The 20,504-nt window shown below is 46.8% G+C and carries 21 protein-coding genes; 6 read left to right on the top strand and 15 right to left on the bottom strand.

Annotated features, from left to right (window positions below; translation table 11 throughout):
• Nucleotides 1-12: 12 nt before the first annotated feature.
• Entirely contained in the window at nucleotides 13-552 is a 540-nt protein-coding gene (locus tag RN22_RS12660; protein WP_046304754.1) for an outer membrane beta-barrel protein, read from the top strand.
• Between the two features lie 92 nt (nucleotides 553-644).
• Entirely contained in the window at nucleotides 645-1,142 is a 498-nt protein-coding gene (locus RN22_RS12655) for a GNAT family N-acetyltransferase (RefSeq protein WP_046304752.1), read from the top strand.
• Nucleotides 1,143-1,215: 73 nt separating this feature from the next.
• Here RN22_RS12655 and RN22_RS12650 read toward each other — a convergent pair whose 3' ends face one another.
• Together RN22_RS12650 and RN22_RS12645 are read right to left on the bottom strand one after the other, a co-directional pair.
• Nucleotides 1,216-2,457, bottom strand: coding sequence for a hypothetical protein (locus tag RN22_RS12650; protein WP_046304750.1), 1,242 nt, complete (start codon nucleotides 2,455-2,457; stop codon nucleotides 1,216-1,218).
• Nucleotides 2,458-2,742: 285 nt separating this feature from the next.
• Nucleotides 2,743-3,717 carry a DMT family transporter gene (locus RN22_RS12645; protein WP_046304748.1) on the bottom strand — a complete coding sequence of 325 codons (975 nt, stop codon included), beginning with the start codon at nucleotides 3,715-3,717 and terminating at the stop codon, nucleotides 2,743-2,745.
• Between the two features lie 146 nt (nucleotides 3,718-3,863).
• Here RN22_RS12645 and RN22_RS12640 point away from each other — a divergent pair, with 146 nt between their 5' ends.
• Nucleotides 3,864-4,319: an Lrp/AsnC family transcriptional regulator gene (locus RN22_RS12640; RefSeq protein WP_002538050.1), complete on the top strand. Its 456-nt coding sequence runs from the start codon at nucleotides 3,864-3,866 to the stop codon at nucleotides 4,317-4,319.
• A gap of 8 nt (nucleotides 4,320-4,327) precedes the next feature.
• Here RN22_RS12640 and RN22_RS12635 read toward each other — a convergent pair whose 3' ends face one another.
• From RN22_RS12635 to RN22_RS12600, 7 genes are all read right to left on the bottom strand, one after another.
• Nucleotides 4,328-4,849 (bottom strand): GNAT family N-acetyltransferase, encoded by a 522-nt coding sequence (locus tag RN22_RS12635; RefSeq protein WP_046304746.1) that lies wholly within the window; start codon nucleotides 4,847-4,849, stop codon nucleotides 4,328-4,330.
• 122 nt (nucleotides 4,850-4,971) lie between these two features.
• Nucleotides 4,972-5,736, bottom strand: coding sequence for a DNA-binding domain-containing protein (locus RN22_RS12630; RefSeq protein ID WP_046304743.1), 765 nt, complete (start codon nucleotides 5,734-5,736; stop codon nucleotides 4,972-4,974).
• A complete protein-coding gene (locus RN22_RS12625) occupies nucleotides 5,733-6,560 on the bottom strand; it encodes a DUF692 domain-containing protein (RefSeq protein WP_046304741.1) in 828 nt (275 codons plus the stop codon). Before RN22_RS12625 ends, RN22_RS12630 begins: the two co-directional genes overlap by 4 nt.
• Before the next feature lie 22 nt (nucleotides 6,561-6,582).
• The gene (locus RN22_RS12620; RefSeq protein WP_002538044.1) at nucleotides 6,583-6,864 is read right to left on the bottom strand and encodes a hypothetical protein; all 282 of its coding nucleotides are present in this window, start codon (nucleotides 6,862-6,864) and stop codon (nucleotides 6,583-6,585) included.
• 268 nt (nucleotides 6,865-7,132) lie between these two features.
• Complete coding sequence (locus RN22_RS24715) at nucleotides 7,133-7,480, bottom strand: GFA family protein (protein ID WP_369700098.1); 348 nt, start codon at nucleotides 7,478-7,480, stop codon at nucleotides 7,133-7,135.
• Between the two features lie 535 nt (nucleotides 7,481-8,015).
• Entirely contained in the window at nucleotides 8,016-8,456 is a 441-nt protein-coding gene (locus tag RN22_RS12605) for a hypothetical protein (protein ID WP_046304734.1), read from the bottom strand.
• 142 nt (nucleotides 8,457-8,598) lie between these two features.
• A complete protein-coding gene (locus RN22_RS12600; RefSeq protein ID WP_046304732.1) occupies nucleotides 8,599-9,477 on the bottom strand; it encodes a LysR substrate-binding domain-containing protein in 879 nt (292 codons plus the stop codon).
• A 146-nt stretch (nucleotides 9,478-9,623) separates the two neighbouring features.
• Between RN22_RS12600 and RN22_RS12595 the strand changes: the two genes are divergently transcribed.
• From RN22_RS12595 to RN22_RS25145, 3 genes are read left to right on the top strand one after another with little or no spacing between them, the layout of a single operon-like run.
• Nucleotides 9,624-10,769: a four-carbon acid sugar kinase family protein gene (locus tag RN22_RS12595; protein ID WP_052737535.1), complete on the top strand. Its 1,146-nt coding sequence runs from the start codon at nucleotides 9,624-9,626 to the stop codon at nucleotides 10,767-10,769.
• Nucleotides 10,756-11,784 carry a 4-hydroxythreonine-4-phosphate dehydrogenase PdxA gene (gene pdxA / locus RN22_RS25150; RefSeq protein WP_046304729.1) on the top strand — a complete coding sequence of 343 codons (1,029 nt, stop codon included), beginning with the start codon at nucleotides 10,756-10,758 and terminating at the stop codon, nucleotides 11,782-11,784. Before RN22_RS12595 ends, pdxA begins: the two co-directional genes overlap by 14 nt.
• The gene (locus tag RN22_RS25145; RefSeq protein ID WP_046304726.1) at nucleotides 11,774-12,475 is read left to right on the top strand and encodes a 4-hydroxythreonine-4-phosphate dehydrogenase; all 702 of its coding nucleotides are present in this window, start codon (nucleotides 11,774-11,776) and stop codon (nucleotides 12,473-12,475) included. The genes pdxA and RN22_RS25145 overlap by 11 nt, the downstream gene beginning before the upstream one ends.
• 67 nt (nucleotides 12,476-12,542) lie before the next feature.
• Here RN22_RS25145 and RN22_RS12580 read toward each other — a convergent pair whose 3' ends face one another.
• The 6 genes from RN22_RS12580 to choV all read right to left on the bottom strand — a co-directional run bounded on the left by RN22_RS12580 (nucleotide 12,543) and on the right by choV (nucleotide 20,504).
• Nucleotides 12,543-14,141, bottom strand: coding sequence for a methyl-accepting chemotaxis protein (locus RN22_RS12580; protein ID WP_046304724.1), 1,599 nt, complete (start codon nucleotides 14,139-14,141; stop codon nucleotides 12,543-12,545).
• 184 nt (nucleotides 14,142-14,325) lie between these two features.
• On the bottom strand, nucleotides 14,326-14,862 hold the full coding sequence (locus tag RN22_RS12575) for a GNAT family N-acetyltransferase (protein ID WP_046304722.1): 537 nt from the start codon (nucleotides 14,860-14,862) through the stop codon (nucleotides 14,326-14,328).
• A 12-nt stretch (nucleotides 14,863-14,874) separates the two neighbouring features.
• A complete protein-coding gene (locus tag RN22_RS12570; protein ID WP_046304720.1) occupies nucleotides 14,875-16,050 on the bottom strand; it encodes a MerR family transcriptional regulator in 1,176 nt (391 codons plus the stop codon).
• 128 nt (nucleotides 16,051-16,178) lie between these two features.
• Entirely contained in the window at nucleotides 16,179-17,930 is a 1,752-nt protein-coding gene (locus RN22_RS12565; RefSeq protein WP_046304718.1) for a HEAT repeat domain-containing protein, read from the bottom strand.
• A gap of 79 nt (nucleotides 17,931-18,009) precedes the next feature.
• Nucleotides 18,010-18,987 carry a hypothetical protein gene (locus tag RN22_RS12560; RefSeq protein ID WP_039849850.1) on the bottom strand — a complete coding sequence of 326 codons (978 nt, stop codon included), beginning with the start codon at nucleotides 18,985-18,987 and terminating at the stop codon, nucleotides 18,010-18,012.
• A gap of 326 nt (nucleotides 18,988-19,313) precedes the next feature.
• Complete coding sequence (gene choV / locus RN22_RS12555) at nucleotides 19,314-20,504, bottom strand: choline ABC transporter ATP-binding protein (protein ID WP_046304716.1); 1,191 nt, start codon at nucleotides 20,502-20,504, stop codon at nucleotides 19,314-19,316.

Genomic DNA, 20,504 nt, shown 5'->3' with positions numbered 1-20,504 from the left:
TGTGGTTTACCGATGAAAAGACTCTTTGCTGCGTTACTCCTTTTTAGCTGCCATTCCTTTGCTGATAACTACTTCTATGCAGGCACCAATCTCTCTGTTTACGACGATACGGAGCTTAAATACAACGATCTTAAGGTGGACGAAAACAACGCATTCGGCCTGAGCGGTTTTGTTGGATACGGTCTGGAAATTTCAACGGGCATGGAGCTTGGACTGGAAGTGGAATACCAACACTTCGGTAAAGCGGAATTCGCGCAAGATGTTTCCATGGACGGCGAAGCCTACTATTTCAACTTGAGACCAAAATGGGTTGAGCCAGGAAACAATCTCTACAGTGCTTTGATCCTGGGTGTCGGCGGTATTAAAGCTCAAACCGACATTTACGGCGTTTCCCGCTCACAAACTGAGTTGGCTTATCAGGCAGGCTTCGAGCTGGGCTATATGTTCGACCAATTGGATGTTGGTATCGGCTATCGTTACCAAACCGGCGATTTCAATGACGTAGACCTGTCGATTCAAGGCGTATTGCTGACTGCGCGTTATAACTTCTGAATCAAATCGTCTTAGGGTCAGATTCGGTCAGTTTTGACTGAGTCTGACTTTTTTTGATATCCACCCACCTATCAAGCCCTCTTCGAGATTTGATGAAGCCCGTTTTATCCAGCCATCGCCTAGTATTGCGCTCTATCGTTCACTCTGATGTCGACGATTTGTTTGAGATTTATGGTAACGAGCAAGTCATGGAGTTTGCGTCTGACCCTGTGTTCACCTCAATTAAAATGGTTCATCAAATGCTTGAAAGCGTGGCTCGATTGGAAGCCACAGAGGAATCCTTTGAATGGGCGATGGTTGAAAAGGCTTCAAACAAAGTCATTGGGACCTGCGGATTGCATAGTTTCAGCGAAGACCGCTCTGAATGCGAAGTCGGTTGTTTATTAAACGCTGCTCACTGGAACAAGGGTTTGATGTCTGAAGCATTGCCGCTTCTGTTTGAGTTTGCTGGCTCAGTGGGTGTTAAGGCGTTGATCGCTGATATCAATAATGACAACGTTCGTTCCATTGCCCTGTTCGAAAAACTTGGTTTTGAAGTCAGTGGAAAAGATTGCCAATTTGTACAATACCAAAAACATACCGGCAGATAACCTGGTTGTTAACTGCCGGTATACTAGCTCGGTGACCGAAGTCGCCTATGCTGAGGAGACTAACTGGAATGAATTATTTTTTCAGTTCACTCCTGACTGTCTGCATTTTATTACCAGAAAGGTATCCGTCCTTGTATTGTTTTAACGCTTTCAAAGTCGGAAGCTCAATCATGCTTACATCAGATGCTTCCATCGCGCTTTCAATGACTCGATGCAGTTTCGTTTCATTGTCGTTTTCATCACTCTGAACTTTCACGACAGTTTGGAAATAGACAGGGGCTTTTTTCTTTCCCTCATTTAAATAGTTTTGGGCAACATAATAGATCGCATTGGTGTCATCAAAGAATGCGGCATTGTTATCTTTAGTTTCTTTATGTTCCAAACTGTTGTTGCCAATAATGCAGTTATCATTTTTTCGGCACGTATTGACAATTTTTCTCATTTTATCCTTAGCAAGCGGCCAGTCTTCCGTCAGTTTTTCACCCTCTGGCGGAGCAATCCCTGCATGGTTTGAATAGTCATTGAAGTGAGCGCGAGCAACAGATACCCATGTGTTTTCCCATGCGTTTGCAACGATGTTTATTTGCTTTTTCTGGCAACTAAAGTCTTCTTCGAACGTCAGCCCGGCAGACATCAGTACACCGATATTCGTTAAGCCATCGTTACGATCCACATAGTTGTCGCCATTCTCTGCACGGTGCATGTCAGCACTTTTCATCATGCAGGCGGTAATTGAAACCTCTCTGAGAATTTCATTGCGCACATGGTCTTCATCGCTTTCTGGCTTAGCATCAAACTCTTCAGCAAGTGCTTGATGTAAGGCCTTATATTTGTCTAGAAACGCATCTTTCCAGAAGTGTGGCAAGTTACCATCTCGACCTTTTCCTACCTCAGCATAGGCAACGTAAGTCGACCCGATATCCGGGTTATCCAAGATATGGTCTGGGCTATACTGGCCAGCAAACACTCTTAACTTAGCGCCCAAATTCACACCATTAGCCTCGTTATAGTCTTTGATGTCATTCAAGGCGTCTTCAATCAATTGGAAATCATAAACGCCATCTTCAGGTTCGAGAGTCGCCCACTCAGCCTGAATCACCACACCGTCTACATACTTTGCCCAATCAGTAGGCTTGTTTTTATCTTCCTTACCAGGCTTATCATAACCTTCTCTTTCGCCAATCGATTTATCGACATCGCCACGAGTGATAAAACCTTCCAGTATCGCTTTACTTGGTGGTTCAGCCAAAGCCGCACCTGAAACCAGTGTTACCAGCGCAGTTCCAATTCGTAGTCCTTTACAGATATTGTCCATAATTCCCTCAAAAATATTACAAGTGCCATATACCTTTAAATATGAGACGCCGTATCAGCATCGGGAATTATGAAACCACACTCAAAATGATATTCTGCGATTCACTTTTGAGACAATAAGAATCTAAATATATTGATTTGATAATTATGTTAGAAAGCAGCATGACTACCCAAGATATCAATCATATGAAATTCACTATATATTTGGTTTTATGGATTCTAATAATCACTTCAAGCACACTTTAATCGACTAATTATTCTTATCTAGTTTTCTGTTTATTACGTATTATTTTTGATACATAGGTGGTTGATAGTTCAATGACGTATCGTTTTTCATAAAAATATTGCTTGCCACCAAACTCCCGACGCAAACAAACCCCAGCGCGGACATAGTCATTGCATCCGGCACTTCGTTGAAGATGGGAATAGACAGCAAAGTCGCGATCACCGGTGTCGCACTTCCGAATGCCGCACTTCGCTCTGCGCCGAGTTGTTTAACGGCATACAGATAAGTGCAAGACGACACTATCCCTGCCCCGACACCTTGCAACAAGGTATGGGTAAACACTTGCTGCCATGGCCAATGTGATACTGGGGTTTGATGGAGTATGCTCGGCAGCCATCCAAGACTGACTGCCCCAAACAAAACCAAACAAGACATGATGGCCAACACGCCAGAACAAGCGAGAGCATTCAGGTTCGCCACCCGCGCACTGATCGTGAAAATGGCCCACATCAAACTGCCCAAAAGGAACAGAAGATGTCCTTTGGACTGCGCCCAATCATAAGCCCCCTCGGAACTGCTTATGTTGCTTATGAGAAACAGAGCCGTGCCTATCGCGATTGCAGCAAGTCCAAGTTTGCGGTGTGTGCTTAATGGTTGCTGATAAAAGAGCACAGCAATGGCGGTGACAAACAAAGGTAAGGTACCCGGCACGAGCGCACTGCCGTGAGAGACTGGGACATATTGCATCGCGTTACTTGCCACCAGAAGATACGGTAGCCCGCTTCCGACAAACATACCCAGCATATATTTGGCCGGAATAGCTACGATTTGCTCTCGTGCCTGATAGACAAAAGGAGTCAGTAACAGTGCAGGAACCAGGAAGCGCATGAGTGCCAGATCAGCAGGCAGCAAATCGGAGTTCGCGCCACCTTTTAGAGAGAGAAAAAAACCTGCCCAAACCAATAGCGTTGCCATCATCGACAAATAACCTGTCGTCTTACTCTGTGTCGTTCCGTTTTCTGCGTTCGAAGCCATCACTGTTCATCTCTGTCCTTGATGTTGAATGGCTATTATCTGGCACAGCGATTAGCGTTAGTTGGCAACTTTTTATATCAATTACACAAAGATTGATGGTTTCCGCTAATATTTACATCGTTCTTGATTAATAAAAGCGCGAACACATGGATCGTATTGATAAACAGCTTCTAGAGCTGATGCAAAAGGACGCGAGACTGACAACAGCAGAACTTGCAGATTTAGTTGGTCTTTCCCCCTCCCCTTGCGCAAGACGTATTAAAAGGCTGGAGAAAGAAAAGATTGTGGCGGGTTATCACGCTTCGTTAACGCGGGATAAAGTCGGCATCGCCATGACCATGTTTGTGGAAGTCAGCCTGAACAACCATCAGGTGACTTCGGTTGATGATTTTGAACAAGCGATTGGTGATATGCAGGAAGTCGTCAGCTGCCACGTGGTGTCTGGTGCTTATGATTACCTACTGGAAGTGGTTGCCAAAGATCTCTCCGGCTACGAGCAATTCACCCGTAAACTGCAATGCCTACAAAACGTAAAAGACATTCATACACAGCTCGCGATTCGTAAAGTGAAAGACCGTGGGGCGTTGCCGATTTATGTCTAATAGCGCGGCTAGAGTTTAGAACGGTAATACTTCACTCGACGTTCTTTGCCCTGCATGCGATTGGTTCGTGTGTCGGTATACTCCACACCCAGTTTGCGAATAACAGACTGGGACTGCTGATTCTCTTCAAGGTGCATGACTTCCAAGTACTTCATGCCGAGGTGTTCTTTCGCAAAATCTACCAGCGTACGAGAAGCTTCAAAAGCATAGCCATTTCCCCAGTAAGGTACGCCAATCCAGTACCCTAAAACGCCTACGCCCTCTTCAATGCTGGGAAAACTGACGGTACCGATAAGCTGTTGATCGCTTTTCAATGTGACCGCATAAACAGCCCCCTTGCCTGATTCCCATTTGGCCTGATGAGCGGCTATCCAAGACTCAGCCATGTTCAATTCGTAAGGATGGGGAATATTGGCGGTCATATCCGCAATGCGTTTGTCGCCCGCTAATTGAGCGACAATGTCGCTATCGCTCTGGGTGAAAGGACGAAGGACGAGTCTTTTGGTTTCTAATTGAGGTTGGGGTAACAACACAAACTCCTGCTATGTATCGGTATCTTTTAACTGTTTTGGCATGAATCAATTCAGTTAGAAAATACACAGTAGAAGCTTCATGATGTGGTTTGCAAATTCAATAGTTATTGAGAAAAAACCTATGCGATGAGAACCTCATCCGCAATCCAACGATGCAGCATTTGACCAAACTCAACCGACACATCCACATCTGGAAATTGCGCTTGCAATTGAGCGCCTAGGTTATTGAGGTTAATTCCTGTTTGAATCATCGAGATCGCAGCAGATTCCAATGGCGAAACACTTCGGAAATGTGGAGAGTGCCCTTTTCGCCAAATCAGTACATCAACGGATTGAGGTAATGGCGTAACGGTTGGCGGTGTTTCTTCTTTGTCGATGGCATGCCAGATGTCGAGAGTATTGCAGGTATGTGTGGTTAAGGTCAGTGTCGGTACGGCAAACAATTGGATATTTTCCGGATCAGTGGTTGCCTTTACCTGCAGTGTTTCCATTGTCAGCACATCACTGTCTTCACCGTCGAACGCTCTTCTCAGCGTCCAATCCAGTTCAGCCAATTCTGCCACCTCCAGATCATCCGGCAGCTGCTTAGCGATAAACTTGGCAAACAAGTGACCGTAATAGCCAATGTTGTTGTAAGTCGAAGGGTGGGTTTGCACGTAGTCCGCAGCCAGTTGGTTAAACCAATCATCGCCTAGGTAAACCGCGGTATGTTCAAAGTTGTCGCGTAACACATCGATAAGTCGGATTCGGTAAGCATTGTAGTAAATCGCCAAGCGATCTTTTGATGGTAGGCTGCCTTCCCTCTCGTTTACCCAGTCAGCCTCAGTGCATTGCTGGCTAAGCACGATAGTTTGGAAGCTGTCCTGAAGGGATTGAAGACTCATGCTGCACCCTCCGTTTTCAGAACATCTCCTGCGATTTTTCGGGCAATATCCAACTCGTCCAACAATTCTGCTAAAGGTGGCACATTGTCGTCACGTTCGATCATGGTCGGTACATTGCCGTAGCGGGTTAGCGCGTATTCATACAAATCCCACACACCTGCACAAACCGGATGATCATGGGTATCAATCAGGTGGTCGCCGTTGTTTTGGTGGCCGGCGAGATGGAACTGGCAAATGTGCTCTTTCGGTACACCGTCAATAAATTCAAACGCTGAGAACCCGTGGTTGAAGGCACTGACATAGATGTTGTTAATATCCAGCAAAAGCTGACAGCCCGTCGCATTGCAAATCTCGCTCAGAAATTCCCATTCAGTCATTTCCGAATCTTTAAATTCCACATAGCTGGATACATTCTCTACCACCAACGGACGCTTCAAAACATCTTGAGCGTGGTGAATGTTTCTCGCCACCACATCCAGCGCTTCCTGCGTGAATGGCAATGGCATTAAATCGTGAAGCTTGCATCCGTGGACGCCGCCCCAGCAGAGGTGATCGGAAACCCACATGGGTTCGATTCGTTGCTCTAGCGCCTTGAGGCGTTTGAGATAGTCTTCATCCAAGCCATTCACCGAACCAATCGACATGGAAACACCATGCATGGTCATCGGGTAGTCGGCGCGGATGCGGTCCAGTATGGCCAATGGCTTACCACCATTGACCATAAAGTTGTCAGAAATGACTTCCAGCCAATCGACAGGTTGTCGTGCATTCAGAAACTCGTTGTAATGCTGAGTGCGTAAACCCAGTCCAAAGCTAGAAGTCATTTCATTCACTCCAGGCAATCAATTAGAGATCAGAGATCACGCCACCTTGATCAAGGCATTCTTTCGCTTTCATCGCTTTAAAACCGTGGCCGCCACAAGCGTTTTGACCTTTGCACTGGTGCTCGGCAGTTTTACAGTCTGACTGGCCTTTACAAGAGTGGATACCGTAGCAGTGAACTTTGTCGCCAGCACCGATTGCAGCGCCGGTGCTGCCTGCTGGTGCTTCTGCGGCAAACGCGCTTGCGCTCATTGCTACTGCCAGTGCTACTGATGCGAAAGTGGCGCTCTTTTCAATCTTATTCATTGTCTGTACTCCAGTATTTGTAGGTTGGGTAACCGACAAATTGTCCATTCACGGGTGTTCGGTTACCTTGAGGTTAAGACGCATGTCTAACTCCCCCAAACAGACCCAAGCATTTTCGTGAATATTTCGCAGACGAATAAGCCTTGTGCCAAATTGAATGCTATCTCAATGTTTTATAACAATTAAAAAGTTTGAAAAATTTTCAATATGAACATGCATTCACACACAGATTTCTTAATGAAATGACTAAAAAGAGAGAATGGTTGAGCTAGAAACTGGCACCATTGACGTATCGAACGGGAAGGTTTTCGAGCGTATGTTTATCGGCCATTCGCATGTTGATGGCAATAATTTTGGCTGCACATTTGGGCGTAGTGACATAGTGGGTAACACATCCGCAATTCGGACAGTAATGGAATTCTATATCTTCGTCTCCCCAGCAATACGTTTTGGGTGAGCTACCCCTGACCGAAACGTTCACTTCATCCAACCCGTAATAAGACCAGGCTGCCGCATATCGCCGACATATCGAGCAATTACAATGAGTCACTTCTGTGGGTGGGTATTCAGCGGAAAGCGATACATTGCCGCAGTGGCATTGGACTTGGATCATCATGTCTTCCTGCAAAACCCGAGATACGGATAATCCTAGCGTTGTTAAGCTATTCGTCGCGGAAGCAGGCGCTCATTTTTCACATAAAGACAGGTCAAACTGGCTCAAATCTATTGGGTATAGTGCTGAAGCCTGAAAGTAGCCCCAAACTGACAGAGCCAACACTAAAATGGCAGGCAGCATTTGAAACGCAGAGAACAGTTTACCCTGAACGCCAACTTTAATACGTGTGCGACGAAAAACCTTTGTACCTATTGGCGGGAACTGGCCCTGCTTCCATCCTTTCACTCCCGATGGGATTAATAACATCGCGGGAATGAATATCGATAAAGGAAGTCCGACAAAGACGAGATACCAAAAGTAGTTAACAAGCTGGATGCCAAAAACTGAATAGCAATGTGGCCGTTCGGCGAAGTTGTCTATCATCGGCAACAGCCAAAATTGCGCAGTTAGAAACAACAAAAAGCCGCCGCAACCAATCAAAATTAGTCGCTGCAGCTTTTCCCGTTTGGAGAACTCCGGTGCGTATTCGATGAGATTATTGCCCGCTCAACAATCCGTTTAATTTCTCTTGATCCAGATGCTCCGCATAATTGGAAATAGTTGCCATCACTTCTGGATTCGTCATCAATTCCTGCATGGCGACTTTACCAACAAACTCGAATGCCTGATTCACTGCCAATGGGTTTTGATTGAAAGCAACCACCAACTCCTCAGAGCAATCTTCAATCAACAGCCGGTTGACCAAATCCCCCATCACTTTGTCAGAAGCCAATCGGTCTTTATCCGTCACTTTCGCGAAAGGTGCCATTTCTGGGTGCGCCGCTATCGCGAAGTACACCCATTGCGCCAGTTGCTTACGCTCTTTGCCATTCAACGAATCCACCATGCAAGTGGCGAATGCATCAACATTGGCTTTCGCTGGCATTGCCAACATCATCATTGCGCTGACTACTGCTATCGCGATTTTCTTGATCATTGTTATCGTCCTTGTTTGCATCAACTCAGACAATAGTGACGAAATTTTCGACAACCTCCTACTATAGAAAACCAAAATACACGCCAGCTCTCGTTTATATGTCCTGTTTACAGTCCTAACGAGTGCCAGTGTTTAGCATGCACTAACCGTCGCTTAAAGACTTTCCAAGAGATTTTAGCCAGCGTTTAACCTCTGCCGCTTCGCTGCTTAATGGCTTGTTGCTCTCATACAACAAACCGTAGTAAGAACCGTCTTTGGTAAAACCCAAAGGGCTAACTAATCGCTGTTTCTTTAGCTCATTGATCGCCAATACTTTTGGGCATATCGCCACACCCAGACCATTCACGGCCGATTCAACCATCAGAAAATGGTGATCCAGAAAACGGTATTCGCGAGGAGGTTTCGCGTCTGGGCAGAGAGCCAACCAGTCTCGCCATGCGTCTGGACGGGTTTTACTGGACAAGGCAACGTAATCACCTTGTTCAAATAACTCACGCTGTTTTTCCGTCATCACGGGACCCATTTCTTCTTCAAACAACGGCTCGACCTTCCAACGCGGGTCAACACTGAAATCCATTCGTCGAAGCGCTAACGTGATGCCATCCCGCTTAAAGTCAAAATGCCCTCCCCCAACGGAAAGATTGATTTCAATATCTGGCCTCGCATCCTGAAACTGACTGAGATGAGGGATAAGCCAATGCATCGCCACCGAGCGCTCACAAGATAGCAACACAGGTGGTGAAGGGATTGGTGTTCGGATTTCTTCTAGTGTATCGGCAAGGTCTTCAAAGAACCCTTGCATCAATCCAAACAGTTTTTCCCCTTCAGAAGTTAGCTTTACGCCTCTTCCCACAGGCTCCAACAAACTTACTCGAATGTCCTCAGAGAGCTTGCTGACGCGGCGACTGACCGCACCATGAGTGAGGGCCAAATCGTCTGCCGCAGCCCTGACCGAACCCAGCCTGCCCACTGCCTCAAAAGCTCGTAGGTCGTCCAAAGACGGGATGTCTCTCCGTTTCATGTCATTCCTTAACGCTTCGGTATTTCATTTTCACTCTAGCAATATTGGTGATTATAAGTCACCAGTACCTGTCAGTTATTGTCGATATTCGTCAGAGCAACATTGCCTTAGCATTTCCCCATGATTTCAATGGAGGTATGCAAAGGATGAAAGTACGCATCATTGCTGACGATTTAACAAGTGCTGCAGACGCTGCCTTACCTTTCTATGAAAAGGGCAAACATTGCGAAGTGGTGCTTAATCATCACCAAAATCCAAGCGCACAAGTTGTCTCTATCGACACGAACTCTCGCAGTCTGACCGAAGAGTTGGCTTACGAGATAACCAAACAGGCAGCCGACAATGCGCAAGAAAATGAACTGATCATCAAAACTATCGATTCCACGTTGCGTGGACATATCAAAGCGGAGATCCGCGCCGCTTTTGATGCCAGTAGAAAACAGCATCTTGTTATCGCCCCCGCCTTTCCGGACGCTGGGCGCATAACCAAAGCTGGCATTCAGTATGTCAATGGCACTCCTGTTTCGGAATCCAGTTATGGGAAAGATCCGGTTCACCCTGCGCTCACATCGTCGATTGTTGAGTTGGTTCCCGCAGATATTGGCAATACCGAGGTATTGGCGGGTGATGCTTCTTCTGAAGCCGTTAATGAGGCATTGACGAGTAACAAGGTGCTCATTCTGGATGCCGACTCTCAATCAGCACTAGATTTGTTGGTTAGCCGTTTCCCTAACCCAGAAAAGATTCTTTGGGTCGGCTCGCCAGGCTTGGCTCAAGCGCTGGCCGTAAGGCTTGAGAGTCAACCCTCTGAGGGTTTGTTTCCCTTTAAGGCTTCCAGATTACTCGTGGTGATAGGCAGTGCAAACGAAGTTAGCCACCAGCAAAAGGCGCAGCTTGAATGCACATCCATTGGCTTAGAAGAACAGAATTCCCACGCGCATGAGCTCGCTATGCTCGCCGCACCATCAACAAAAAATGCAGACCCAAAAAGCGTGTTGCACAAGCTATCAAGCGAAGCGGCTCGTCTTATTACTCACGCGCGCTATGACGGATTGATCGCAACAGGCGGTGAGACTTCCCGCGCTATTTTGGATCGCATTGGCGTGACCACTATGACGCTGTGTCACCAGTTGGAGAAAGGCTTTCCGGTTTGTCACGCCGTTCTGCCCCATTCAAAAGCACCTTTTTTTATTGGCATAAAAGCAGGGGGATTTGGCAAGCCTGATTCCCTTAAAAATGCCATCCGTCAATTCGGATTCAACGACACAGGAGAACGTCATGTTAGCGAATGAAAAACCGATTGCTATTACCATGGGCGATCCTTCCGGCATCGGGCCAGAAATCATTCTAAAAGCCCTGAACAGCTCAGAACCATTGCCAAGTTGCGTGGTGATAGGAGACCTCACCGTCATCGAGTCTGCATTGGCAATCTACCAGCCCCAAATGAAGCTAAATGTGGTCGCTCACCCTCGTGATGCTCGACATCAACAAGGCGTTGTGAACCTGCTGCTCAGCAGTCATCTCGACAAACACCCGTGCGTAGGCCAGGTACAACACGACAGCGGAGAAGTGGCATTTAAAGCCATTTTGAAAGCCATCGAGTTAGCAAAAAATGGCGAGGTTTCTGGCGTGGTAACCGCGCCTATCAACAAAGAATCGTTGAGCCTTGCCAAGGTGCCTTATCCCGGACATACCGAGATTTTTGCAGATTACGGCGGTGCCGATGACGTGGCTATGATGCTGTTAAACGACAGTATCAAAACCGTGCTCGTCACTGTGCATTGTTCCTTGCGAAATGCCATAGAGCAGGCTGATTTCAACGCGCAATGCCGTGCGATTGAACTGGCACATAACGCCTGTATTCAGTTTGGCATTCCGGCTCCTCGCATTGCGGTCGCGGGTCTAAACCCACACGCGGGAGAAAACGGACTTTTCGGTGATGAGGAGAAGAATATCATCACTCCCGCTATCGAATACGCCAAGCGCAAAGGCATCAATGCCTCTGGTCCATGGCCCGGCGACACTGTGTTTATGCAGGCCAGAGAAGGAAGATTCGATATCGTCGTCGCCCAATATCACGATCAGGGACTGATACCGGTGAAGTACATGGGGCTAGATGAAGGCGTGAATGTCACGCTTGGATTACCCTTTATCCGCACCAGCCCAGATCACGGAACAGGTTTCGACATTGCAGGTAAAGGCATCGCCTCGCCCTCCAGTCTACTGGCATCTATCCGATGCGCCCATCAACTATCAAAAAACAGAGATACACTGAACCAACCAGAGGAGAGCCATCATGAGCTTTGATTTTATCTTTATGCTGACAGAGAACGACAAAACCATCCCTGACGCGCGAGAGAGAGTAAAAGAGGTAATTGATGGCGGGGCGATACATATCGGCTTCAAAGATGTCGGTTTGCCTTTTGAAGAACTACAGTTGCTGGCTGAGGACATTCGTCAGGCAGGAGCGTTTGTTTATCTGGAAGTGGTGAGTTTGGACCAGGAAAGTGAAATCCGCTCAGCCAAAGCGGCGATGACCTTGAACGTCGATTATCTGCTTGGTGGAACCAGGCCGGAACTGGTCGCTCCATTGGTGAGAAACCATCCTCTTAAGTACTACCCTTTTGCAGGAGAAATAGAGGGACATCCAAGCATCCTGAGTGGCAGTGTCGATAGCATTGCCAGGCATGCAGAACAGATTTCAGCTATCGATGGGGTCGACGGATTAGATTTGCTCGCATACCGTTTTTCGGGAGATGTACCCGAGTTAATGCGCAGAGTATGTGAAGCATCATCAAAGCCGGTCATCATGGCGGGGAGTATCGGTAACCGAGAACGAATTGAGGCGGTATACCAATCAGGTGCCTCAGGCTTCACAGTGGGTACGGCGGCCTTTGCTGGTGCATTTCGATCAGAAAAGCCTGGCTTGCAGGGTCAGGTCAGCGCCATCTCCAAGGCATGTCTGGAAGTTCAGCAATCCCCTAGACCGACTGGATAGCAACAGGGGAAATTCATTGATACTAACAAGCCTGCTTGATGCAGGCTTGTCAGCTTTATTGACTGGTTTAGGTCTTAAACTGCATTGTAAGTTTAGACAGCTCGCTCGACTGACTGCTTAGCTGACCACTAACATGACTGGTGGTGTTGATGGCATCAGTCAATGACTGGCTTCCGCGCTTCAACTCCCTTCTTCGCTCTGTCAGGTGCTCTATCTCACGATGCTGGGAAGTCAGCGCCACACCAGCTTCTGCACTGAGTTGTTCCAAGCCTTCAAACGTGCGGTGCATTTCACTGAGATATTGTTGAAGCTGCACACTCGCCTGCTGGTTGTTTTCACTCGCCACCTTCGTCTCACTCAGTAGTGAGCTTGCAGCTTCAACCTGTGAAATCAGATCGTTAATCCAGTTCCGAATATCACCCGTCGATTCAGACGTACGTTTCGACAAACTACGAACTTCGTCTGCGACAACAGCAAACCCTCTGCCCTGCTCGCCAGCACGTGCGGCTTCAATAGCCGCATTGAGCGCCAACAGGTTGGTTTGTTCAGCAATGGACTCAATCACATCAGTCACCCCAGAGATTTTTTCACTGGTGGCTCTCAGAGTTTCCATCGTGATTGCCACTTTGCCAACAGAATCAACACTGTAGGCAATCGACTTCTCTGTCGCGGTCATCTGCGCCTGAAGATCACCATTGTCTTTGGCCATTTTGCCGATACATTCACGCGTGTTGTTAACTGCCGACACGATGTCTGAAGTCGCCGTTTCCATAACAGTCAAAGACTGAGCCACTTCATTGATTTGTGACTGAGTGTCTTTGTTAATGTCCGACACTCTGTGGCTCTGGCCGTCGAGCGTATCGGATTGTTCATCCAACTCCCCGGTTCTGGTGTGTATGTGCGTGACGAAATGATTGAACTTCTCCAGCAAATTATTGGATGCTCGGACAATCGCTGACACTTCATCTTTGTAATGGTCTTCAAGACGTACAGTGAGATCAGATTCCGTATCAATATTGGTCAGCGCCGTCGAAATCCTATTCATACGAATGATGACGGTATGATGCAGCCACAGCATCAAGATCACGGCGACAATGATCGCGATACCAATTGCGGCCATGATGAACATCGACTGCTGCTTTAAAAAGGCGATCAATCCACCTGCAGAAATATTTGCATATTCGCGCCGCTCCGCCAGCTTTTCACTTATCGCAGCTAACATTGGGTCTACAGCGGGATACAAATCAAAGTCGACCACTCTCCCAGCGTCGTAGAAGCTTTTGTCTTTAATCGCGCGCGATAACTTAGTGACATAAGCATCAACTTTCTCTTTGTTTTCCGCGTTGGCGTGAACCCATTCACTGAGAGAAGGATGCTGATAGAGCTGCTCCCAGCTCGCTTGGTAATTTGCTTGGAAGTTCTCAAACTGCGGTGTGATTTCGCCCCAGAACAGGAGCTGAGCTTTAATCTTTTGAGAAAGGGTTGAGAGGTCCCGATGATCTCTTTCAAGCGCTAAAAGCGCCCACACTTCAGGGAGCTGCTCGTTCACGTATTCAGAATACGCTTCGGTCGAACGGGATGAAATCCACAGCGCCAAACTGCCAAGTCCTATCGTTGACGCGAGAAAAAGTGTGAATGCCACCAGCAATCGCTGACGTACGCTCATAGTGTTTCCTTTCACTTACCTACTGCTTTTGCTGGTAAGCCTAGTAACGCTATATTTCACATTGGTTACAAATTTATCACTAAAAGCGACAGCGGGCTTATATGCGACTTAGGTCACACTTAGAAATTCACATACTATTTGTAAAACAATAGGTTAAAAAGCGCCCAAAGGCGCTTTTTAACGGTTACCAAAGTTCGGGATTGTTCAGTGCAGGTACACAGCCTGATTCACCTGAAATGGCCTCTAAAGCTTCGCCATTTAGCGACTGTCCCAACCAACCTTCCGGGAAACTCAACGGCAATGGCGCTTTAATAACGTCTTCGCTGATTTGTGCAAATCCCACCTTACTGTAGAAGTTAGGATCGCCATAAGTCACGGCGATATCGACGCCTTGGGATTTAAGAATATCCAAAGCATGGTTAATCATCCCCTGACCAATACCTTTACCCTGCACTTCTGTACTCACCGCCATTGGTGAAAGCAACTTGGCAGTTTTGTCGCCTTCCAAAGTGAGCGTGGAGAACATCACCCCACCAACAATTTTTTCTTCGTCTTTGGCAATGAATACCTGTAAGTCTTGCTCAGGCGTGGTTTCCATCATCGCTCGAGCAAATACGCCAAGCACTTTTCCTGCTTCTTCACCTTCAGAGTTGGCAAAGGTCGTTTGAAACAATTCGATAATCGCTTCGACGTCGTTCTTCTGGTAAGTGGTGTAATTCATGTTTGATCTTCCTTAGCGGCCTTTCTTCTTCAGTACAAAGACCTGATAACTAAATTCGTTTAAATAGCGGTTATAAACATCCAGTTCAGTCTGAATATCTTTCAGTGCCGCAGATTCCGGCATGTCTGCTTTCAGCTCATTTACTCTTGCTTCCAAAGGTTTGAAGTAGTTTTCCCAAGCTTCTGGTGCAAGGGTAAAACTCCCTAACACTTCGTAGCCCGCTGATTTTGCTTGGGCTTCACGCTTGGCAATGGTGCCGATATCTGGGTATTCCTGTAGCCAGAATGTTTTGGTTTCGTCACTTGGCGTGTCGGTCAGCCAGACCAAATCACTTAACACCAGCACCCCCTCTTGCTTAAGTGATGGACGCCATGCTTTCAGTGCGTTTTCGACTCCCATAATGTAGGCACAGCCTTCTGCCCAAATCAGGTCAAAACTCTCAGGTTCAAAAGGCAACTCGGTCATGCTGGCGTTCACGGTCGTAATGCGATCTGAAAAGCCAAGCTCTGCTGCACGCTCATTCAAGCGGCTGAGCGCAGAAGGCTCATTGTCCAGCGCGGTAATCGCTGCGTCGGTATGTTTTGCCAACACAGTCGTCGCAATGCCTTTGCCACAGCCAATTTCAAGCAATGTCTTTGGCGAGGACTTCACACTGCTGAGTGCACGAAGTGTTTCCTCTTCCGAACCTGGCCCCCAGCGATCCAGTGTTTCGAAAACACGCATAAAGTCAGCCATGTAGCGGTCATGTTCATTCATGTCTTTTGATAACCATTTCAAGTGCAGCGCCTCTTTTTCACTGAAGCCCTGCTTTATTAACCACTCGAGATGCGCGTCTGGCGCTATTTTGTCGACAGACTCATGCCAAGCTTTTAAATCCCCTTCACCCAGCAGTGCTGCTAACAATTGTCGTGATTGCTGTTTATGTGCAATTTCTTCATCCAACTGTTTTAGGCGACTCTGCAGAAGCTCACGGTCGACCTTGGCATTCAGACAAGCTTTACATTCCTTGAGCGTTAAGCCTCCAGCCTGAAGCTTCTGGATCAAACGAACGCGTTGAACATCTTTGTCACTGTAAACGCGGTAACTGTTTTCCAAACGTTTACCCTGAATCAGTCCCTGCTTTTCGTAATAAAGCAGCGCCGTGCGGGATAATCCGACTAAATCCGCCAGCTCGGAAATACGGTACATGCTTGCCTCCTATGCCCACCAATGTCGCCACCTTAAACTATAAAGCTATAGACAGGTCAATAAGAATTGTTATGCAAAAATAGAAAACGCCGACACCAAATGCCGGCGTTTGGTCGATAAAATGAGGTTTAACGGTTTATCAGATCTTGTGCCAATGCCAGCGTAGACTCAGATACATCTGGCGTTTCCAGAATCTTTCGGGCAATCGATTTGTTTAGTTCTGATGGCTGAGCATTGTTAGCGAGAAAGGCGAACAGTAAATCGCGGGTAGGAGTTAAAATATCTGACGCACCAATCCTGTTTCGCAACTGCGCCTGATAGCTCTCTGAAAGCTGCAGATTCTGACTATTGGTTTCAATGCCTGAACTGATCGCTTTCACCACACCAGGGTGGTCATCATTCAACATTTTATTAAGAAGATGGGACTGCATTTCCGGGTTTCGGCTGAGCATTTTCGCCGCTACTTGCCTCTCATCTGCATACTCACTTTCCAAATATGGCACCACGCGGCTATCTAGCTCTGCGTTGCCTAGATTCGCGATGGCAACGAGTTCACTGTAACCCGCCCTACTCGACGAAAGCTTGTTAGCAAGAAAGCCAGTGACTTCGTTGGTCATACGTGGATTTTGCTTACCCAAAATGCCGATATTCAGCATCGCTGTCTGTGCTAACAGGCTGTTGGAATGAGTGAGCATATCCTGAAGGGTACTGAGCGCAACCTGACTGTTCACCTCGCCCATTTTGGAGATAGACATAATTGCCCGAAGACGATCTGTCTCTCCCAAGGAGTTGTCTTCAATAATGGAAGACAGTAGGTATTCGCCTTCTTGTTCACCGGAACGTTCAAGTGCGAAGATCAGACTCGAACGCATACTGTCAGTGATATCGTCCGATACGAGAAGGTCACGGACAAAACCCCAACCTTGGCTAACCAGATAAATCCCAAGAGCCTGAGCAGTATCTAACGTTGGATTAGCATCAAATACCACCAGCGTTTCCATAAAGTTTTCGTCGGTCACTTCTAGTTCTGGCGTAGTGTCTGTGAGGGCGACTTTGTAATGACTGTTTGCTCCAGCACTATAGTTTGCCAACGTGAATAAGTTGCCTTTGGACGTGATGGGTTTGATGATAATTTGCTGATCCAGTTGAAGTTCGGAACCATCCATGACGATGGTTTTTCGCGTGCTGAGTTTTAGCCGTTCAGGAAAGAAAAAACGATCGGTCTTCAGTTGCCAAAAGTCACTGTCTTCCAGGGTTTGATAACTGGCTGAGCTGCCAATTTCAGCCGCTTTCTGTCTGCTGACCGCATTGCCGTGGATCTCGTAGAGGTAAGTGTGGGTGCCGTCCGGTAGTTGCAGACTCTGAATGCCTTCGTAGTAAGAAAACTGCTGAAGTAATGCCGTTATCAAATTTAGTGGATGCATGGGCTCTAACCCCAGCATCGACACGTCGCTGAAAGCGCCATCATCATACTTGAAAGTAAAACCAAGGTACGGCGGAATTTGGGTGTTCGGATCCTCTGATTCAAACTTCACATCAAATACAACGCCTTTGCTTGGGGCCCCACCCTCCATATCAAGCTCAAAACTCAAAGCATTGGTAAAATCTGCTAATAGCGTTTGAGAGGTTGAAAGCTTTGAGTTCACTATTGCCTTATATGCCCTGACAGAAGGTATTTCTTCCCCATCTTGCGGGATGGAGTCGGCTTCGCTGTCGTTTAGCTTCATATTTTCAGTAGATTGTGTGACAGTGTCACCATTGGTGTTGTTAGAAAATGTAATATTGGTTGTCTGTACTTCTGGCTCGGTATCAAACCATACGAAAGATGCTGCCAGCGCAGAGCAGGCAATTAGAGAAATAAGAATAATATTCCTGTTCATGACTTATCCATTGAAGAAATAGGAGGCACTAATGCGCCCCCATAAATATTATTTATTAAAAGATCATAAATATTATTAATTAGAAGTAAGCCGTTTTTTCATAAATCGTATGTTCAAATTCGTAAATCGGCGACCAACTAATTAAGTCAGTTTCTGCATAAAATATCCGCGCAAGGCCAAATAGTTTAACGTCGCAGTACAAACCAATTTTACCGTTACCACCTTTTGCACTTGCATCCCATTTCAGCTTGGTATAGTACTGGTAATCTTTTGTTTGATCACACTCACAATCCGGTTCGTAGGAAATACCAGCTTCAGCGTAAGCCTTCGTTCCCGCATTAATTAAAGTCAGCGAGCCCTTTACGCCTTTTTCAACGGTTTTAAATAAGAGATTTAAGCTGGCATAGCCTTTCGCCGTCGCATCTCCAGAAATAAAGGGACGAACACTGGCATACACAAAGTCTGGACGACGCTGGCCATTGATTTCGATGGGTTTGTTAGGCTTATCGAAACCACCAACCTCAAGACCTGCTGCAAAATCAGCCCCAACTTTTAACGCCGCGCCGACTTTCACTCCGAGGCGAAACACGCCTGCTGGATCGATAGGCACCTCGGGAATAGGCACTTCTGCTTCTGCCACTGTGTGACTGATTGTGCGATTGATATCAGCACGCAACAGCGCATCACATGTTGGGCTCAGTGATAACGGAACGTCACTGCCCACGCTGAGTGAAAGATGCAAACCACGCACGCAATTCAGTTCTTCAGGATTAAAGTTCAAGTCAACACCGCCAAGCACAGAACCCAAAGTAGTGTTGTGGGGACCCACTGTCACTTTGAACTCATTGTCGGTATTACCAATCACTTTCCCCCCGGTAAACTCCACATAACCAAAACCCTTACGTGTTTCCACGAAGTTTTTCACCACGTTGTGTGTGTTAGCACGATGTGATTTGTTAAGTACCTGCCCCGCGTAGAGGCCCACTGCCTGAGTTTGAAAAGATGAAACCGAGAGTACCGCTGCACAGAGCAGACCCCCTATCTTCCTAATCTTCATCATAATTTCCTAATATTATTAAAATGTAACTTGGATTTTGCCTCAAAAATTCAAGGCAAAAAAAATGTAATCCATAAAAGGGAAAAAAGTGCCGAATGAAGATGCTTTTAGAATTAATTGATAGTTTCGTACTAGTAATTGAGTACAACACAGGTATGGGATTTGTATTATTTTAAGACATCCATTATTTAGCCAAGCTTAATTTTACAAGACATCTTCTTTTTAATAACCACAAAACTTAGATAGGAATTAATTTATATTATCCAAGCGTAAAACAAAAAACGGCCAGACATTGCCTGACCGTTTTTTACAATTCGATTTATTAATCATGCCGCATTGGAAAAATGCTTTCCTAGCAGCGCATGATAAAAGTCGTTATCAGATAACACACCAATAACTTGGTCATTCTCCGTTAATAACAGGGGTAAACCTGTTTGATAGCGAATTTCCAACGCATTGCGCATCGATATATCAGCATTTGCCATAACGATGGTGTCTTTTGACAAAGATGCGATGGCTGAGCTTTCCTGCCAATGGGCAATCCCCAACGATTCAGTCCCACGCATCGCACCTTGCAATTCACCTTTGTCATCAACAATTAGCTTGGTGCCTTCATGCTTGTTCAGAACCAAAGCCGCGCCGACTTTTTCAAGGTCGCCTAAAGCCGTCATCAGGGAACGACCACGAAGCACATTCAATGGGTTAGTATGCGCAACGAAATCTTCGACATACTGGGTTTCTGGGCGCAGCACAATGTCTTCCGGTTTTCCGTGTTGGATGATTTTGCCTGATTCCATAATGGCAATGTTATTGCCGATTTTCAGGGCTTCATCCAAATCATGACTCACAAACAGAATCGTCTTGTTGAGTTTACGTTGAAGCTCCAATAACTCATCTTGAAGCTGGTTTCGGATCAAGGGGTCGAGAGCTGAGAAAGGCTCATCCATCAATAGAATGTCGCTGTCCATACAGAAAGCACGCGCCAAGCCTACGCGCTGCTGCATGCCACCCGACAGCTCGTGCGGAAGCTTATCATGCCACTCACTCAAGCCGACCATGTCCAGCTTTTCCATGGCGCGTTTGCGGCGCTCTGCTTTACCCATGCCTTGCATTTCCAGGCCAAAAGCAACGTTGTCTACCACGCTGAGCCAAGGCATCAGTGCGAACTTTTGGAACACCATGGAAACGCGGTGTGAGCGGAGATCACGAAGCTTGTTTGCATCAATGCCGTTAAGCTCCACCATCTCTTCGCCATCTCGTACTTTCAGAGAGCCGCGGGTCACTGGATTTAAGCCGTTCACAGCACGCAGCAAACTGGATTTACCCGAGCCGGACAGCCCCATCAACACACAGATTTCGCCTTGTTCGACAGAAATGGTGGCGTTGCTGACACCAACCACGTTGCCGGTCTCTTCCTGAATTTCCTGACGGGTTTTACCTTCGTCCAGCATGGAGATGCTGCGCTCAAGCCCATGACCAAAAATCACGTCGAGGTTTTCAATCGATACTGCTTTCAT

The organism is Grimontia sp. AD028, assembly GCF_000973155.1.
Taxonomy (GTDB): domain Bacteria; phylum Pseudomonadota; class Gammaproteobacteria; order Enterobacterales; family Vibrionaceae; genus Enterovibrio; species Enterovibrio indicus.
The sequence above is the reverse complement of the archived record's forward strand: the minus strand, read 5'-3'. Positions and strand labels throughout refer to the sequence as shown.

Coding starts and splice junctions, on each gene's coding strand:
- RN22_RS12660 (WP_046304754.1), top strand. CDS start 13: ATGAAAAGACTCTTTGCTGCGTTACTCCTTTTTAGCTGCCATTCCTTT.
- RN22_RS12655 (WP_046304752.1), top strand. CDS start 645: ATGAAGCCCGTTTTATCCAGCCATCGCCTAGTATTGCGCTCTATCGTT.
- RN22_RS12650 (WP_046304750.1), bottom strand. CDS start 2,457: ATGGACAATATCTGTAAAGGACTACGAATTGGAACTGCGCTGGTAACA.
- RN22_RS12645 (WP_046304748.1), bottom strand. CDS start 3,717: ATGGCTTCGAACGCAGAAAACGGAACGACACAGAGTAAGACGACAGGT.
- RN22_RS12640 (WP_002538050.1), top strand. CDS start 3,864: ATGGATCGTATTGATAAACAGCTTCTAGAGCTGATGCAAAAGGACGCG.
- RN22_RS12630 (WP_046304743.1), bottom strand. CDS start 5,736: ATGAGTCTTCAATCCCTTCAGGACAGCTTCCAAACTATCGTGCTTAGC.
- RN22_RS12625 (WP_046304741.1), bottom strand. CDS start 6,560: ATGACTTCTAGCTTTGGACTGGGTTTACGCACTCAGCATTACAACGAG.
- RN22_RS12620 (WP_002538044.1), bottom strand. CDS start 6,864: ATGAATAAGATTGAAAAGAGCGCCACTTTCGCATCAGTAGCACTGGCA.
- RN22_RS24715 (WP_369700098.1), bottom strand. CDS start 7,480: ATGATGATCCAAGTCCAATGCCACTGCGGCAATGTATCGCTTTCCGCT.
- RN22_RS12605 (WP_046304734.1), bottom strand. CDS start 8,456: ATGATCAAGAAAATCGCGATAGCAGTAGTCAGCGCAATGATGATGTTG.
- RN22_RS12600 (WP_046304732.1), bottom strand. CDS start 9,477: ATGAAACGGAGAGACATCCCGTCTTTGGACGACCTACGAGCTTTTGAG.
- RN22_RS12595 (WP_052737535.1), top strand. CDS start 9,624: ATGAAAGTACGCATCATTGCTGACGATTTAACAAGTGCTGCAGACGCT.
- pdxA (WP_046304729.1), top strand. CDS start 10,756: ATGTTAGCGAATGAAAAACCGATTGCTATTACCATGGGCGATCCTTCC.
- RN22_RS25145 (WP_046304726.1), top strand. CDS start 11,774: ATGAGCTTTGATTTTATCTTTATGCTGACAGAGAACGACAAAACCATC.
- RN22_RS12580 (WP_046304724.1), bottom strand. CDS start 14,141: ATGAGCGTACGTCAGCGATTGCTGGTGGCATTCACACTTTTTCTCGCG.
- RN22_RS12575 (WP_046304722.1), bottom strand. CDS start 14,862: ATGAATTACACCACTTACCAGAAGAACGACGTCGAAGCGATTATCGAA.
- RN22_RS12570 (WP_046304720.1), bottom strand. CDS start 16,050: ATGTACCGTATTTCCGAGCTGGCGGATTTAGTCGGATTATCCCGCACG.
- RN22_RS12565 (WP_046304718.1), bottom strand. CDS start 17,930: ATGAACAGGAATATTATTCTTATTTCTCTAATTGCCTGCTCTGCGCTG.
- RN22_RS12560 (WP_039849850.1), bottom strand. CDS start 18,987: ATGAAGATTAGGAAGATAGGGGGTCTGCTCTGTGCAGCGGTACTCTCG.
- choV (WP_046304716.1), bottom strand. CDS start 20,504: ATGAAAGCAGTATCGATTGAAAACCTCGACGTGATTTTTGGTCATGGG.